This is a genomic window from Fictibacillus terranigra (genome assembly GCF_030412265.1).
In the GTDB taxonomy this organism is placed as follows: domain Bacteria; phylum Bacillota; class Bacilli; order Bacillales; family Fictibacillaceae; genus Fictibacillus_C; species Fictibacillus_C terrinigri.
Map to the genome: position 1 here is coordinate 450,124 of NZ_JAUHLN010000001.1, position 16,440 is coordinate 466,563.

The following is a 16,440-nucleotide window of genomic DNA, read 5'->3' on the forward strand; positions in this document are numbered from 1 at the left end:
TTGATTCAGGGAGAACGGCTACGAGAATTACGAAAGCAGCGCAACTTTACACTGCAGGAATTTGCGGTGCAAACCGGATTAAGCTCCAGTCTGCTGTCCCAGATTGAGCGGGGGCTTGTAGACCCCACGGTCAGTACGTTTTGGAAGATCTGCAGCAGTCTGAGCGTCCCTCTTCATTATTTTTTTCAAGGTGCAGAAGAAGATGAGCTTGTTGTAAGGAAAAATCAGCGGCGATTGATTCAGTTGTCTGATGAAAAGGTACGATACCATGAACTGACGCCCAATCGCGGCGGAAAACTGGATTTCCTGATGGTCGAGATCGAGCCGGGGGAAATGAACGAAGCAGAGCTTGTTTCACACCAGGGCCACGAATGCGGAATCGTGCTGAAGGGGGAACTGAAGGTGATTTTAGGAGAAAAAGAGATTCATCTTCATGAAGGAGACAGTATTCACTTCCCGAGTATAACGCCTCACCGTTATATCAACCCCGGGGAGAGAATGTCAGTGTCCATTTGGGCGATGACGACGGTATAGAAGAATAAATGAACGGCCGCTTGTTAACCAGCGGCCGTTCTTTAACGTAAATGTACTGCAGTTGTTTCTTTATATCTTTTTTGGTGATCAGCAAGCCTGATTGACCCAGAAAACTTGCAGGCAGCTTAAATAGTAATCATCCGATGACAGTACCCAAGATGTTCATTATTAAATCGTCAATATCACAGGCTCTGTAATTATAGCCCCGTAAAAACCAGCTATAGCTTGGATGATTTCTATAGACAAACTTATGGCCGGACCAGAAAGAATGACTTTCAAGTTCACTTTCTCGCCCTCAATGAGATGGTCGATGACTTCATCCGCATTCCATGTTCCTTCGCCTTCATTGCATTTCAGCCAGCAAAACGATAGCCGGATAAAAAGTGTTCGAGCGTTTGCGGGGTACGCTCCAGGACCTCAATTGCTTCCTTCATCGTAAAATTCATGCCGCCACTCCTTTCTGTCATCGACATTAAACGGAACGAGCAAAAACTTCTCCATCCAAAAACGAGTAAAAACCCCACTCCCTGCTAGCAAACTAGCAAAAGGGCGGGGTTTATCATTCAATCCATCATAGGGCTTGCTGACTTCTCCTCATATTTGCTTCTGATCGCATCATTTCTTCTTTTCAATAAAAAATAGGATGCGATGACCAATGCGGTTACGAGCAATGTGAGCAGCAGCTGTGAGCGCATGGAACTGATCAGCGCCATGGACACGAGGATAACGGTAATACTAAGGATGACAAAATAGGACAAGCCTGGAAAAAGCCACATTTTAAGTTCGAGGTCTTCACCGTTCGCTTCCGCCCGCCGCCGGATCACGATGTGAGAGATGGCGATGGCCAGATACACGATCAGCGCGATGGCGCCGGATGCGTTAACAAGAAACTGGAAAAGCTTGTCCGGTGATACAAAGTTAAAGATGGCGGCGATAAATGCAACGATGGTTCCTGCCCATACCGCCCGGACCGGAACGCCTTGCTTGCTCAGCTTGAGGAATCCTTTTGGCGCATCTCCCCGCTGTGCAAGAGAATAGATCATACGTGAGTTCGTATAGAGCGCCGAGTTCAAACACGATAGCACCGACGTGAGGACGACAATGTTCATGATGAGTCCTGCACCCGGGATGTTGACCATCTTCAGCATCGTTACATATGGGCTTTCCAGCGCGGTTGTGGAGTTCCACGGCAGAAGGGTGACGAGTATGGCCACGGAACCGATATAGAAAATAAGAATACGCCAGACCACGCTTTTGATGGCGATTTGGATCGTCTTTTTTGGATCTTTTGACTCGCCAGCCGCAATGGCCGCGATCTCAGCTCCAAAGTAGGCGAAGATCACCGTCGCTACACCAAGGAAGATCGAGCTTAAACCGTTTGGCGCAAAGCCGCCTCTTCCGAACAAGTTTTCTGTGCCCGGAGACTTGATGCCCGGGAACAAATGAAAGATGATGGCTAGGCCGATCCCCATGAAGAGCGAGATCGCGACGATTTTAATCAGTGCAAACCAGTATTCGAATTCACCGAACGATTTGACGGAAAAGATGTTCGTCATGGTGAGCAGTACGGTTAGAACAAGGCTCCATGTCCAGATCGGAATAGAAGGGATCCATCCGTGAACGATCGCTCCGCCGGCTACAGCCTCGATGGCGATGACGATGACCCAGAAGAACCAGTAGAGCCAGCCGATGGTGTATCCTGCCCAAGGGCCGATGGCTTCCCGGGAGTAGGTGGCAAATGAACCGCTGTCCGGATTGCGGGCAGCCATCTCGCCAAGCATACGCATGAGGAACACGACGAGTATGCCGGCAAATGCATAAGACATGACGGCTGCAGGTCCGGTAGCGTTGATGACGGAGCCTGCGCCGACAAAAAGCCCGGCTCCGATAATGCCTCCTAAGGAGATCATCGTGATGTGCCTTGTTTTCAGTTGTTGCTGCAGTCCTTCTTTATTCTTCAATCCTTTTCGCCTCCCTGTCTTTATCGTGATACGAGGTTCTAACTGCTATAAGCCAATGGAAACGTATTTCACTTCCAGATATTCTTCGATTCCAAAATGGCCGCCTTCCCGGCCCAATCCGCTCTGCTTTGTTCCACTGAACGGTGCTTGAGCGACAGACGGCAGTGCATCGTTCAAACCGATGATGCCGTAGTCGAGCTCTTCGGAAAGGGTAAGGGCTTGACTCAAGTTCTCAGTATAAACATAGGCTGCCAGGCCATAAGGTGTATTGTTGGCGCGCCCGATCGCCTCTTCAGCCGTTTTGAACGTGGCGATCGGTGCCAGCGGTCCGAATGTTTCTTCCTTCATACAGAGCATGTCATCGGTAGCGCCCGTGATGACGGTCGGCTCCATGAACAGGGATCCGGCTGGAGCATCGCCCCCGCAAGCGAGCGTTCCGCCTTTTTCTATTGCGTCCCGCGTGTGCTGTTTTACTTTTTCAACCGCTTTTTGATCAATTAACGGCCCGATATCCGTTCCGTCTTCCAACCCATCTCCTATTTTTAACTCAGCGACCGCTTCTACAAAAGCAGTACTGAATTCGTCGGCGATCGATTCCTGAACGTACACGCGGTTCGTGCAGACACATGTCTGGCCGGCATTGCGGTACTTGGAGGCCACCAATCCCTGCACGGCCTTTTCGATGTTGGCGTCTTCCATTACGATAAAAGGAGCGTGTCCGCCAAGTTCAAGCGAGATCTTTTTTACAGTATCGGCGGCTTTGCGCATGAGCAGTTTGCCGATTTCAGTCGACCCTGTAAACGAGATCTTCCTCACGCGTGTGTCCTCCATCCAGGCGTCTGAAATTTCAGCTGCGTCGCCGGTTACGACCTGAAGCACGCCTTTTGGAATGCCCGCCTTCTCTGCAAGTTCCGCCAAGCGGATGGCCGTTAACGGTGTTTGTTCCGCTGGCTTGACGACGGCCGTACATCCGGCAGCAAGTGCGGGCGCCACCTTTCTTGTAATCATAGCCGCCGGGAAATTCCATGGCGTAATCGCGGCGATGACACCAACGGGCTGCTTCTGCACGAGGATCCGCTTGTCAGGATGGGAAGCGGGGATCGTTTGCCCATACACCCGCTTGCCTTCTTCCGCATACCAGGAAATGAAGCTGTTGGCGTACGTAATCTCGCCTGCCGCTTCTTTTAGCGGTTTTCCTTGTTCCTTTGTCATAAGGGCGGCCAGTTCCTGTTTGGATTCCTCAATGAGCTGGTACCATTTCATGAGCAGCTCCCCACGGTCTTCAGCCGTCCGCTTCGACCAGCTTTTGAATGCCTCATAAGCGGCATCTGCTGCGGCAAGAGCTTCTTTTCGTCCTCCGTTCGGCACGGTATCGACGACGGCGTTTGTTGCCGGGTTGGTTACTTCGATCAGTGATTGCATGAAATGAAATTCCTCCTGTCGTGTCTAGTTGGATGCAGAAACGGCTTTGCTTTCAACCGCTTCGATCGCCTCATCTAAAATCTGAATGAGCTCACCGATTTCCTGCTTATTGATGATCAGCGGCGGGGCGAAGACGAGCGTATCCTGGTTATCAAACACAACAGAACGCATGATGAGTCCGCGTTTCGCCGCTTCGGCCAATACTTTCGGCGCGAGGGGCTCAGGGAATCGTTCGTTTGTGTATTTGCTCTTGACGAGTTCAACCGCCCCAATGAGTCCGAGGGCTCTGACGTCACCGACGATCGAACGTTCAGACTGGATCTGTTTAAAGCCTTTCAGCAGTTCTTCACCCATGACTCGGGCATTATCGATTAAGTTCTCCCGTTCGAGGATCTCAAGGTTCTTCAATGCGACCGCACAAGCCATCGGATGTCCGCTGTACGTGTAGCCATGAAGAAGCGTTCCTTCTGACAGTTCGATGAAATCTTTGTGCATCGTTTCCGAGATCATGACACCGCCAAGCTGGGCATAACCGCTTGTGATTCCTTTCGCGAAGCACATCATGTCAGGTGCAACGTCATAGTGGTCGATTCCGAAATACGTGCCTGTGCGGCCGAACGCGGTGATGACTTCGTCCGTGATAAATAGGATGCCGAACTCGTCACAGATGCTTCTGATTTCTTTAAAATAGCCGTCCGGTGCGATGTGCACGCCGCCAGCTCCCTGAACCGGTTCCGCGATATACGCAGCGATCGTTTCCGGTCCTTCTTCCTGAATTTTGTCGCGGAGTGCCTGTGGTGAAAAATGATCGACATAATGAAAGTCGGGTGCGAGCGAATTTGTGAAATCACGGAATGGCTTAAGGCCTGTGGCGCTTGTTGCTCCCATCGCCACTCCATGATAGGACTGTGAGCGGGAGATGATCTTCTTGCGTTTCGGCTGCCCTTTTAAAATCCAGTAGTGGCGGGCGAGTTTATAAGCTGAATCGTTGGATTCGGAACCGCCTGATGTGAAGAAGGTAGCGGTTAAGTTTCCTGGTGCAATTTCAGCCAGTTTTGCTGCAAGTTTGATCGCCGGCTCGTTGCTGAAGGTCGCAAAGCAAGAGCTGTAGCCGAGTGTTTTCATCTGCTCGAAGGCGACTTGAGCGATTTCTTCGCGTCCGTGTCCGATGTTCACGTTCCAAAGGGAAGAGAGGCCGTCGATGGCAGATCTCCCTTTTAAGTCATACAATCGGACACCTTCACCTTTCGTTAAAATAAAATCAGGGCCGCTGGCCTGCTGTTGCTTGATTGAAGTCGTCGGATGCAAAAAATGCTTTTTATCAAGTTCTGCCAATTGTTCATAGGATTTTTGATTATCCATCATAACCACCCTTTGCCAGTTAATTCGCACTTTTCTGATTTATAAGCGCTTTCGAAATATAGTTGCAAGTTTCGTGCCAAACGGTTTGACGGGGGTTTGCGTGGATCTGATTCAATTATGAATGAAATAATCGTAATGTTGATTCGTTTTTGAATTATTGATTCGTTTTTGAATCGATGTTGTATTTTTTAAGACGACGGACGACAGTGGGCTGGCTTATCCCCAAATACTCCGCCATCTCATACGTGGATTTGCATTCCCTGTATGCCTGAAGCAGCCAGCTTCTTTCTACATGTTCCAATGATTCCTGAAGGGATGTGCCATGCGTCTCGAACTTCTCTATGGATTTTTCCTCAGCTTTTTCGGTAAACGGAAGATGGTCCGGCAAGATGACTTTATTTTCAAGCGTAACGGCAAGACGTTCTATCAGGTTCTCGAGCTCCCTCACGTTCCCTGGCCAATCATACTGCCAGAACGCTTTCAGAGCGGATGGGTGCATCGTTTTATCGGTATCGTATTTCTCGTTGAATTTTTGCAAAAACGCTTCCGTCAGCTGATGGATATCTTCCTTTCGTTCACGGAGCGCGGGAATGCTGATCGGCACGACATTCAGACGGTAAAAAAGGTCATCCCGGAAGGTCCTTGTCTTTACCATCGCCTGCAGATCACGGTTTGTTGCTGCGACAAGCCGGAAGTTGACCGTGCGGCTCTTCGTGCTTCCCATTCGTGTTACTTTCTTTTCCTGAAGCACCTTCAGTAATTTGACCTGAATCGATAGAGGAAGTTCACCGACCTCATCGAGAAAAAGAGTCCCCTGGTCGGCAAGCTCGATAAGGCCCATCTTTCCACGGCTCGCCGCTCCGGTAAATGCTCCGGCCTCGTAACCGAACATCTCCGATTCAAACAGGCTCTCAGGGATGGCCCCGCAGTTTACTTCGATCATCGGCTTGCCTTTTCGGTGACTGCCGTTATGAAGGGCCTTCGCGAAAACGGTTTTTCCAACGCCTGATTCCCCTTGAAGAACAACGGTCGCTTCGCTTTTTGCCACCTTATTCACGAGGCTCCATACGGTCTGCATCGCCTTGCTGTTGATAAAAACTTCAGAAGGAAGCCGTTCACGTTCACGCAGCTGCTCGATTTCTGTCTCGTACTGTTCCATCTTTTGCTGCAGTTTTTCGTATTTGCCCTTCAGCTCTTCAATCTCCGTCATATCATGCGAAAAGCTGATGACCCTCGTAATCTTTTTTTCTTCATTAAAAATGGGCACGCCGCGGGTCATGATGATTTTCCCCGTCGCTGTTTTTTGCATAAAAGTAACGGGTGCTTTCTGCTGCAGCACACTGAGTGTTACAGACGGACTAAAAATCTTTTTCTGTTCCAGTTCTTTAACAGATGATCCAACCAGCTCTTCCGAAGCGATGCCGTACATCTCTTCGCTGTTTTTTACGGCACGCAAAATAATGCCCTCGCTGTCGGTAATGATGATGTTTTCCCCTGATTCGTTGATGATTCCTTCGATTTCGAGCTCCAGCAGCCTTAGCTTCTCACTCATACCTTATCTCTCCCTGACCAAATGCATCATTATTCTGATAAATTTTTAATTAGGATAACATAGATTACGAGTGACCTTTATGAAAATGCGGTGTTTGGCGAGTAATCCTTGTCGAATCGATCGTAACCTCACATAGCCAAGCATACATATCAATGAAGAATGTATTTCTGGCTTTTTTCATAGCGTAGTAAGGTCAAAGATAAGAAAAAATAAAGATATTGTGCTAACCTGTGGGTAGCGAAACGAAGAAAGGGATGTTATGAGTGGGAGTGGAACAAAAAGAAATAAAGCTGATTGCCCTGGATATGGACGGAACGTTGTTGAATGATGAGCAGGAGATTTCAGAAGGGAACCGGATGGCCATACGGGAGGCGCAGGCGGAGGGCGTCCATGTGGTCCTCAGTACAGGCCGGTCGCTCATGACGTGCCGTGATTATGCTAAATCATTGGAACTGAATTCATATCTTGTGACGGTGAACGGCAGTGAGGTATGGGACAGCAACGGAAACCTTATTGAACGAACGCTGCTTCATAACGATCATATCGAGGCGATGATGGAGCTAACGAAAAAGCACAGCGCACAGTTCTGGGCGGTTTCGACCGATAAAGTGTGGCGTGAAACCTTTCCGGAAAACTGCGCAGAGATGGAATGGCTGAAATTCGGCTTCAACATTGCTGATGACGAGGTTCGTAAACTCGTTCTCGAAGAACTGGCGAAAAACAAGGAGCTCGAGATCAGCAATTCCAGCCTGACGAACATCGAAGTCAATGCAGTCGGAATCAACAAGGCGAGGGCTCTCGACCGTGTGTGCCGGGATCTTGGCATCACGATGGACCATGTCATTGCGATGGGAGACAGCCTGAACGATATCGCGATGATTACAGAAGCTGGGATTGGCGTGGCGATGGGCAATGCGCAGGATGTTGTAAAAGACGCTGCCGACTGGGTGACAGGCACCAACGTGGAAGATGGTGTCGCTCAGGCGATCCGGCATTGGGTGCTTTAAAATGGGAAAACCATTCAGACGTTGTCTGGATGGTTTTTTTTACGGCTGCCAGTCGGTAATTGCAGCGAAATACGCCTTAAGTCTTATTTGGAAATACAGCCAGGGTACATTACAGAAAACCGGGCAGGCCAGTAAGATAGGATTATGAAAAATTTTACAGGAATATTTACTTTTTTTGGTTTATATATCCTTAAAATGTAAGTATACTGTATATGGGCTTTTAGTCTGCCTTAAATTTCGAACAAAAGCAGCAGACAGTCCGTCATACATATGGGGAGGAAGGTGCAAACCAGGGTTTGTTTGTTCTGACAGCTCTATACTAATCAAAATGGGGAATGGTGGGAAACGTATGCAGTTTATAACAAATTGGGCTTTTCGCAATAAAGCGCCGGTCACACTGTTGGTCATTATTGCGCTTATTATGGGTGTGGTCAGCTATTTCCGCTTACCGATGGAATTTTTGCCGGAAGCGGACAATCCACAGGTGAGTGTCGTGACGCTCGCACAAGGATATGACGCAGGATCCATGACAGACAAAGTGACCGAACCGGTGGAACAGGCTGTTGCAGGTGTTAAAGGCAAGTCTTCGGTCCTGTCATCAACTGGTGATGGATATTCTCAGATTACGATTAATTTTGATTCAAAAACAAACATGAAGGATGCAAAACGAGAGGTTTCTGAAGCCGTCAGCTCTCTCCAGTTTCCTGAAACCGTCGGGAAACCGCAGGTGTCTCAGCTGAACACCTCCATGATTCCGATCGGCCAGGTTTCCTTTACCTTTGATGATGGTCTGACAAAGGCCAATATGGAAAAGGCGAAAAAGAATCTGCTTCCGCTTTTCGAAAATAAGAAAAGCCTTGCCCAAGCCAGTATTTTTGGTGAGAGCACACCGAGTGTGGAAGTGAAGCTGGATACGAAGAAAATGAAAGAAAAGAAGGTTCCCGTCAACAGTGTGATGACCGTTCTTCAAGGGCAGAATGCTTCAGTTACTGCCGGCGGGGCGACGATTGACGGGAAGAAAAGCACGATCAATGTGACGGATAATCTAACATCCATCAGTGCGCTGGAAAAACTGGCCGTTCCGGTTCAATCCATGAATCCGACAGCACCAGTCGTTCAATTAAAAGATATCGCAACGCTTGAACGCAAAAACACTGAAAATACGGTGCTGCGCATCAATGGAAAAGAAAGCATGGCTGTCACCGTATTTAAAGAAAACCGTTCAAGTGCGGTGACCGCCAGTAAAGATGTGAAGGCTGTCGTAAAGGAAATCAACAAAGACTACCCTGGTGTCAAAGCAGATACTGTTTTTACAACGGGTGACATGGTTGAAAACTCTGTAAACAGCATGATGAAGGAAGTGCTTCTTGGTGCTCTTTTTGCGACGATCGTTATTCTTGTCTTCTTGCGCAGGGTAAAGCCTACATTAGTGACCATCGTGTCCATCCCGCTTTCTCTTGCCATCACGCTCTTGCTGCTCTGGCTGTCAGGCGTTACGCTGAACATCCTGACGCTTGGAGGAGTGGCGGTAGCAGTTGGACGCCTTGTCGATGACAGCATCGTTGTCGTCGAAAATATTTTCAGGCGAAGCCAGAACAAAGCCTTTACAAAAGAAAATGTTCTGGAGGCTACTGCAGAAGTATCACGTGCGATTACGTCGTCGACTCTGATCACCGTAGCAGTGTTCCTGCCAATGGGGCTTGTCAACGGTTCACTGAAAGAGTTCTTATTGCCGTTCGGCCTCACGGTGACATATTCACTTCTTGCTTCACTTTTAGTTGCATTGGCCGTCGTTCCGTTATTGAGCCAGGGCATGCTGAAGAACATGAAGCTTCCTGCCCACTCTGAACCAAAACGCTATTTGAATCTATTAAAATGGTCGCTGAATCATAAGTACGTCCCGATCATTGTTGCTGTGGCCGTGCTTGTAGGTTCCATCGGCTTGTACATTTCCCTGCCGAAGGGGGCCATCAGTGCGAAGGATGCCAGTATGGTTTCCGTAAAAATGGAGTTCCCGAGCAACGCGCCTGAAGAAACCATTAAACAGCGTATGCTTGCCTTTGAAGATAAGCTGTCGGCTATTAAGGGATATGATTATTTGATCACCCAGTACGGAGCCAGTGAAGATGAAGCGAAATACGGCAGCGTCAGCAATCCGGATACCGTTACTTTCACAGTCGTCATGAAAGAAGATGCAAACGCTGATACCTTTATTAAGAGTGTAAATAAAGCGAAGAAAGAAGAGAATGGAGTAAACATTACGGCTTCTGCCGGTTCCATGTTCGGAGGGGGTTCCGGAGGTTCTGAAATCACCTACGACATCAGCGGAAACGATCCTGATGAGCTTCTAAGCACCTCTAAAGAACTGATGAGCAAAATAAAAGAAGTGGACGGAGTGAAGGAGGTCTCAAGCAACCAGGATAAGACCGCTCCTGTCTATACAGTTAAAGTGAACACCGAGAAAATGAACACGGAGCAAGCGGCACATCAGGTCGCTTCACTCATCCAGCCGATGCCGATCGGTTCCATCACCCTTGATGGGAAAACAACGCCAATCATGCTGGATTCAGGGATCAATCCATCCAAGGCGTCTGATCTGAAGGATCTTTCCATCCAGACAGCGCAAGGCATTGTGCCGCTTTCCAAAGTGGCTCAGATTACTGTGGAAGACAAACCGAGCACGGAGCTTCATAAAGACGGCAAACCTTACATCCGCATCTCTGCAGAAGTAAAGCCTGAGAAGCTGTCCGCCTTGTCAGCTGCTATCGATAAAAAAGTGAAAAAGGTCGATCTGCCAAAAGGCGTGAGCATGGAGCAGGGCGGAGCTGCACAGCAGCAATCCAGCGATTTTGCTGACCTTGGTCTCACGATGCTTGCTTCCATTTTAATCGTGTACCTGATTATGGTGATCACGTTTAAAACGTTCCGCGCGCCGCTCGCTATTTTAATGACACTGCCGCTGGCTTCCATCGGCGCGGTTCTCGGATTGCTGATTTCAGGAGTACCGGCTGATCCGACTGCATTGATCGGCGGACTCATGCTGATAGGTATCGTCATCACAAACGCGATCGTACTGATCGACCGAGTGAAGCAGAACGAAGAAACAATGATCATTCGGGACGCGATCATCGAAGCGTGCGGTACACGTCTCCGCCCGGTCATCATGACAGCGGTCGCTACCATTTTCGCCATGCTTCCGCTTCTGTTCGCTCATTCCGAGGACGGCAGCCTTGTCTCCAAGTCACTGGCCGTCGTTGTTATTGGAGGGCTCACAGGCGCAACTATTTTAACGCTTGTTATCGTTCCAGTCTTCTACGAGCTGCTTCATTTTAGAAAGTCAAAACGCCAACGCATCAAAATATCCCAAGAAACTCAGCCGTTGAAGGAGAGCATGTAATCTTGATAAAGGCCAGTGCCGATCGGGCACTGGCTTTTTCCTTTCGACAGGAAGCCATTACTTGTAGATATTGGCGATGACCATACCAAGCACAGCAAGAATGAGAAACACAAAAGCCATCCCCGGGGCCTTGGCTCTGTAATATAAAAAACCGGCATATACGAACACGAGTGATACCCCAATGATAAGGATGGGGAAATGAGGCAGGACGTACCGGTCAAATGAATCAAAGGAAGACACCAAAAATATCGCCTCTTTTCTGTAGGGGTTGTCTTATAACTATATAATACCAATCATTGTCTTTGCTGCAATGAAGGGATGAAGAGGGACTCGATAGCTGTTCAATCAGAACTCAAGCAAGATAACAAAAAAACCTGCCGCAGCAGGTTTTTTTAATTTCTGATTTTGGAAAGCAGGCGGAGCATTTCGAGATATAGCCAGACGAGTGTAAGCATCAATCCGAATCCTGCGTACCATTCCATATATTTTGGCGCCCTCTGTTCCACGCCTCTTTCAATAAAATCAAAATCAAGCACGAGGTTGAGAGCGGCTACCCCCACAATGACGAGACTGATGATAATGCCGACTACACCGGTTTCATGGATAAATGGAACATGCAGTCCGAAAAATCGAAGAACAAAATCAACCAGATAAACGATGAAAATACCGAGAGTCGCCGCCATGACGCCAAGCCTGAAATTTTTTGTAACTTTAATCAAGCCCAATTTGTACACGATCAAAAGCGCAAAGAGCACGCTGAACGTGAGCAGAACCGCTTGCGTCGTAATGCCTGATAATTTTGCTTCATACATGGCACTGATGCCGCCGAGGGCAAGACCCTCCAGCATGGCATACAGAGGTGCTAAAAACGGTGATGCTTTTGGAACAAAAATGGTGATCAACGAAACGATGAAAGCTCCAATGACTCCTGCGAGCAGAAGCGGCGCCACTTGTTTTCCATCAAAATATTGATTCCACGTGTAAAAGGCTGTGGCACATAACAAAACGAGCAGGATGAACGTTTTATTCACCGTTCCCTGAAGTGTCATAGGATGATCCATCCCCTGGCCTTTTAGCTTGGAAAACGCGGAGTCTTTTAAACTAGGATTAGAACTCCTCATCACTTAACCTCCTTTTACTAAACTATACTATAGACGTGCTTCTTTTAAACCTTTCTTAGCAAAAGAAAGGTGTTTGGGGGCTTTTTTATGGGCTTTTTGAGAAGAAAGTAAATGATATTGAGTAAATTTCACGAGACAGAACCGGAAACGCGGGTTTTTTTAGCCGGTTCCAGTTGATAGGTTTGGAATGGGGGTGCGAAAGCTGCTCATTTTAGGTGTTGGACCGTTGCTTAGTTGTTTTTAGGTTCGATTTTTTAGGTTAATCGTTCAAAAATACCGATTTATGTTCAAAATCCATTCATTTTTGTTCAAATCCTAATGTGCAAGGCCTGAGAGGTGAGAGAGCTTGTAATGAAATTGAAGGCAAGCACTTAGCGGTCGGGGAAAACCATCCAGTAGAACTCGGTGGTTTTTTGTATGGTTTGCCGGTGCAGGTTCGGAGACGCTTTAATGAAAATGGTGTGTTCTGCAAGTAAACCCTGTCGAATCGCAAGTAAAAGGCATATTTTCGCAAGTAAACTTTGTCGAACCGCAAGTAACAGCCCCGTTTCCGCAAGTAATTCATGTCGAACCGCAAGTAACGCGTCTTCCCTAGACTCAAAGGGCGGATTGCCAGGATAACCTATTTGTTATATAACAGACTGTGATATAATTAGACTAAACTTTCTAATTATTTGATTTGTGGAGGGGATCAGTCGATGAATGTGCCAATGCTTTTGCCTCAATTTCTTGATCGCGCGGTAAAGTTGTATGGAAAAAAAACTGCAATCATTGGAGAAAAGCACTCCTATACCTATTATGAGGTGAATCAACGGGTCAACCAGCTCTCACGGGGGCTGCAGGAAGCTGGCATTGAAAAAGGAGATCGCGTGGGTTACCTTGCTCCGAACACGTCTGAGATGTATGAAGGATTTTACGGCGTACTGCAGCTGGGAGCGGTGATGGTCCCGCTCAATACGAGGCTTACTCCGGAGGATTATTTATACATACTGAATCACAGTGGAACAAAAGTGCTCTTTGTTCATCATGAGCTGGTGAACCAGATCGAGCCGGTGCGTAATCAGTTAACTGCAGTGGAGGAGATCATTGTTCACGGTCTTGAACAGGATAAGGATGGGCTGATCGCCTATGAGAAATGGCTGGACCAGTTCGATACCGCAGCGGTGGATCGTCCGGAGATGGATGAGAACGACCTGGCGACGCTTTTGTATACGAGCGGAACGACTGGCAAGCCGAAGGGTGTAATGCTGTCTCATCGCAGCAATTTTCTGCATGCGCTTACATCCATGCATCACCTGCGTGTTTCTGACCGTGATGTCCTGCTGCATGTGCTTCCGATGTTCCATGTCAACGGCTGGGGCTCTCCTTTTTACTATACGGCGAACGGGGCCACACAGGTTTTCTTGAATAAAGTAATGCCTGCAGAGATTTTTAGAAAAATGAAGGAGCATGGCGTTTCGGTGATGCACATGGCACCGACCGTTCTGAACAGCCTTTTGCAATATGCAGCAAATGAGGAGGAAGCTGTAAAAACGGCACAGGAGCTGCGGATTGTCATTGCCGGTTCCGCACCGCCGCCAGCCTTTGTGAAGCGGGTGGAGGAAGAGTTGAATTGGGAATTTATCCAGGTGTATGGCATGACAGAAACTTCTCCACTGATTACGACCTCCATGATCCGGGACACGCAGGCTCATTTGCCGAACGAAGAGAAGTACCGTTTAAAAGCGAAAGCGGGATACGAATTTATTGGGAGTGAAGTAAAGGTCGTCAACGAAAACGGAGATGAAGTGGCCCACGACAGCAGGGAGATCGGTGAGATCGTCGTCAGAAGCAATACGGTCATGGAAGGTTACTGGAACAACCCGGAAGAAACGAGCCATGCGATCCGAAACGGGTGGTACCATACGGGGGATATGGCGGTCGTGGATGAGGAAGGCAACATTGAGATTGCCGACCGGAAAAAAGACATTATTATTTCAGGCGGGGAAAATATTTCGTCCATTGAAGTCGAGGGTGTTCTGTATGACCATCCTGCGGTTCTTGAAGCAGCAGTGATCGCAGTGCCGCATGAAAAATGGGGAGAAACCCCGCAAGCGGTCGTTGTCCTCCGTGAAGGGCATGAGGCGAGTGAGGACGAACTGATCACGTTCGCCCGCAGCCGTCTGGCTCACTTTAAGGCGCCGACGATCATCGTTTTTGCGGATGAACTGCCAAAGACCGGTTCTGGCAAAATACAGAAGGTGCATCTGAGGAAAGAGTACTGGAAGGATAAGGGACGGCTCGTTAACTAGCAGGTTTTGATCGTGACTGGTTATAAATACAAATGGTGTATTTCTCTGAAAATATGTATAATGGCACTTTAAGCGTTTAACGCGTTTCATGGTAATTCAATGCTAGAGGAAGGCAGGGGCAGCATGAAAAAAGATCATCAGGATTTAAAAAAGGGGTTATTGCCGCGTCACGTTCAATTTATCGCGTTAGCAGGGATGATAGGAACGGGTATTTTCAAAGGGAGCTCAGACACGCTTAGTTTGGCAGGGCCGAGTGTCGCATTAGCTTATCTATTAGGCGGGGCATTATTATTCATCGTTATGACGGCATTGGCTGAAATGGCCATTGTCTATCCTAATTTAAATGTTCAGAATCTCGTTTACAAAGCCTTTGGCCATCGGGTTTCATTTATTGTTGGCTGGCTTTACTGGGTCAACTGGGGCATTGTAACGGTTGTTGAAATATTGGCTGCGGGAAGCTTTTTGAAGTATTGGTTTTCCTCAGTGCCGTTATGGCTGTTAAGCTTGTTCTGCGCAGTCTTTATTATTGGAATCAATTTATTTCAAGTAAAATATTATGGTGAGATTGAGTTTTGGTTTGCGGGAATTAAGATCGTTGCGCTTACAGCTTTTATCATCTTAGGGGCATGTATCCTGTTTGGACTGATTCCCAGCTCTATTGATCAGCCTTTGAGCAACTATACCGATTATGGCGGTTTCTTTCCTAACGGGATCGGCGGTATGTTGAGCGCGTTCTTAATCGTCATGTTCTCCTATGGAGGGGCAGAGCTGATTGGGGTAGCAGTGACCGAAACGAAGGATGCACAAAAAGTGCTGCCGAGAGTGATTAAGGGGACAGTGGGAAGAGTTGTGATTTTTTATATTCTCCCCATTTTGATCATCTGTGGTTTAATGCCGTGGAACAAGGTATCCCTCGCTGAAAGTCCGTTCGTTCAGGTTTTCGATATTACAGGAATCCCTGGAGCAGGGCACATCATGAACTTTGTTCTTTTAACTGCCGTTTTATCAGCAGCAAACTCAGGGATCTATGCAACTTCCAGAACACTTTTTTCAATGGCACAGAGCGGTGAAGCGCCTAAAAAGCTGCTGAAGGTGTCCAAAACGGGTATTCCGATCAACGGCATTATTATTACATCCATCTGTATTCTAATCGGGGTCTTTCTCGCGTATATGACACCTGAAAAGATTATTGGCTATTTGATGACCATTCCTGGATTCACCATTCTTCTGATCTGGATTGCGATCTGTCTGGCACAGTTAAAGCTGCGCCGGCATTATGAGGAAAGGCCATTTTTCCAGGTGAGAGGCTTTCCTTTTACGACGATTCTCGGTGCTGTGCTATTATCGGTCATTTTTATTTTCTTCCTGTTCAATAAAGATAACATTATCGGTACAACGGTCTGTCTTATCATTGTGGCCGTTATTACTTTACTCGCTTTCTTACGTAAAGGTTCCAAAAAAGAGTCGATCGATTAATACAAAAAGAAGCAGCTGGCCTTGCAGCCGGCTGCTTTTTTTTATCCTGAATGAAAAAGGAAACACTCGAAAATCTGAATTTGACCCATAAAAAGAAGGTTTTCTATCATTATGGGGAACCTTTTTTTTAAACACTAAAATGAAACTGTACTTTTCTGCTGTAAAATTTCTCTATGGAACAGTTGATGCAGAACAATTTTTATCGGTTGAATGCTAGGAAATTTGGAAGGGCGGCAGCTAATTCTTTTATCATGAATTCAACGGTTATTATAAATTTCAGTAATTTAAAATTTAACAGAGCTAAGTTTGTCAAAAAG

The 16,440-nt window shown here is 47.5% G+C and carries 11 protein-coding genes and 1 pseudogene; 5 read left to right on the plus strand and 7 right to left on the minus strand.

Going from position 1 to position 16,440, the window contains the following annotated elements; all coding sequences use genetic code 11:
* Nucleotides 1–534: a helix-turn-helix domain-containing protein gene (locus QYF49_RS02265; protein ID WP_290398007.1), complete on the plus strand. Its 534-nt coding sequence runs from the start codon at nucleotides 1–3 to the stop codon at nucleotides 532–534.
* Nucleotides 535–813: 279 nt separating this feature from the next.
* Here QYF49_RS02265 and QYF49_RS02270 read toward each other — a convergent pair.
* The 5 genes and pseudogenes from QYF49_RS02270 to QYF49_RS02290 all read right to left on the minus strand — a co-directional run.
* Nucleotides 814–980 (minus strand): annotated as a pseudogene (locus QYF49_RS02270) (DinB family protein); the annotation flags it as partial.
* Between the two features lie 117 nt (nucleotides 981–1,097).
* Nucleotides 1,098–2,495 (minus strand): amino acid permease, encoded by a 1,398-nt coding sequence (locus QYF49_RS02275; protein ID WP_290398008.1) that lies wholly within the window; start codon nucleotides 2,493–2,495, stop codon nucleotides 1,098–1,100.
* A 45-nt stretch (nucleotides 2,496–2,540) separates the two neighbouring features.
* Entirely contained in the window at nucleotides 2,541–3,917 is a 1,377-nt protein-coding gene (locus QYF49_RS02280; RefSeq protein WP_290398009.1) for an NAD-dependent succinate-semialdehyde dehydrogenase, read from the minus strand.
* A gap of 24 nt (nucleotides 3,918–3,941) precedes the next feature.
* Nucleotides 3,942–5,282 carry an aminotransferase family protein gene (locus tag QYF49_RS02285; RefSeq protein ID WP_290398010.1) on the minus strand — a complete coding sequence of 447 codons (1,341 nt, stop codon included), beginning with the start codon at nucleotides 5,280–5,282 and terminating at the stop codon, nucleotides 3,942–3,944.
* Nucleotides 5,283–5,433: 151 nt separating this feature from the next.
* On the minus strand, nucleotides 5,434–6,831 hold the full coding sequence (locus tag QYF49_RS02290) for a sigma-54 interaction domain-containing protein (protein WP_290398011.1): 1,398 nt from the start codon (nucleotides 6,829–6,831) through the stop codon (nucleotides 5,434–5,436).
* 263 nt (nucleotides 6,832–7,094) lie between these two features.
* Between QYF49_RS02290 and QYF49_RS02295 the strand changes: the two genes are divergently transcribed.
* Nucleotides 7,095–7,838: a Cof-type HAD-IIB family hydrolase gene (locus QYF49_RS02295; RefSeq protein WP_290398012.1), complete on the plus strand. Its 744-nt coding sequence runs from the start codon at nucleotides 7,095–7,097 to the stop codon at nucleotides 7,836–7,838.
* A 349-nt stretch (nucleotides 7,839–8,187) separates the two neighbouring features.
* Nucleotides 8,188–11,235 carry an efflux RND transporter permease subunit gene (locus QYF49_RS02300; protein ID WP_290398013.1) on the plus strand — a complete coding sequence of 1,016 codons (3,048 nt, stop codon included), beginning with the start codon at nucleotides 8,188–8,190 and terminating at the stop codon, nucleotides 11,233–11,235.
* A 57-nt stretch (nucleotides 11,236–11,292) separates the two neighbouring features.
* Here the strand turns inward: QYF49_RS02300 and QYF49_RS02305 are convergent, their stop codons facing one another.
* Nucleotides 11,293–11,478 carry a hypothetical protein gene (locus QYF49_RS02305; protein ID WP_290398014.1) on the minus strand — a complete coding sequence of 62 codons (186 nt, stop codon included), beginning with the start codon at nucleotides 11,476–11,478 and terminating at the stop codon, nucleotides 11,293–11,295.
* 149 nt (nucleotides 11,479–11,627) lie between these two features.
* Nucleotides 11,628–12,356 (minus strand): Bax inhibitor-1/YccA family protein, encoded by a 729-nt coding sequence (locus QYF49_RS02310; RefSeq protein ID WP_290398015.1) that lies wholly within the window; start codon nucleotides 12,354–12,356, stop codon nucleotides 11,628–11,630.
* 698 nt (nucleotides 12,357–13,054) lie between these two features.
* Between QYF49_RS02310 and QYF49_RS02315 the strand changes: the two genes are divergently transcribed.
* Complete coding sequence (locus QYF49_RS02315) at nucleotides 13,055–14,647, plus strand: long-chain-fatty-acid--CoA ligase (protein WP_290398016.1); 1,593 nt, start codon at nucleotides 13,055–13,057, stop codon at nucleotides 14,645–14,647.
* A gap of 123 nt (nucleotides 14,648–14,770) precedes the next feature.
* The gene (locus QYF49_RS02320) at nucleotides 14,771–16,123 is read left to right on the plus strand and encodes an amino acid permease (protein ID WP_290398017.1); all 1,353 of its coding nucleotides are present in this window, start codon (nucleotides 14,771–14,773) and stop codon (nucleotides 16,121–16,123) included.
* Nucleotides 16,124–16,440 lie beyond the last annotated feature (317 nt).

What these genes read in the sequence shown, in the direction of transcription:
- QYF49_RS02280 (WP_290398009.1), bottom strand. Translation starts at nt 3,917, where the DNA reads ATGCAATCACTGATCGAAGTAACCAACCCGGCAACAAACGCCGTCGTC.
- QYF49_RS02285 (WP_290398010.1), bottom strand. Translation starts at nt 5,282, where the DNA reads ATGATGGATAATCAAAAATCCTATGAACAATTGGCAGAACTTGATAAA.
- QYF49_RS02290 (WP_290398011.1), bottom strand. Translation starts at nt 6,831, where the DNA reads ATGAGTGAGAAGCTAAGGCTGCTGGAGCTCGAAATCGAAGGAATCATC.
- QYF49_RS02300 (WP_290398013.1), top strand. Translation starts at nt 8,188, where the DNA reads ATGCAGTTTATAACAAATTGGGCTTTTCGCAATAAAGCGCCGGTCACA.
- QYF49_RS02310 (WP_290398015.1), bottom strand. Translation starts at nt 12,356, where the DNA reads ATGAGGAGTTCTAATCCTAGTTTAAAAGACTCCGCGTTTTCCAAGCTA.
- QYF49_RS02315 (WP_290398016.1), top strand. Translation starts at nt 13,055, where the DNA reads ATGAATGTGCCAATGCTTTTGCCTCAATTTCTTGATCGCGCGGTAAAG.
- QYF49_RS02320 (WP_290398017.1), top strand. Translation starts at nt 14,771, where the DNA reads ATGAAAAAAGATCATCAGGATTTAAAAAAGGGGTTATTGCCGCGTCAC.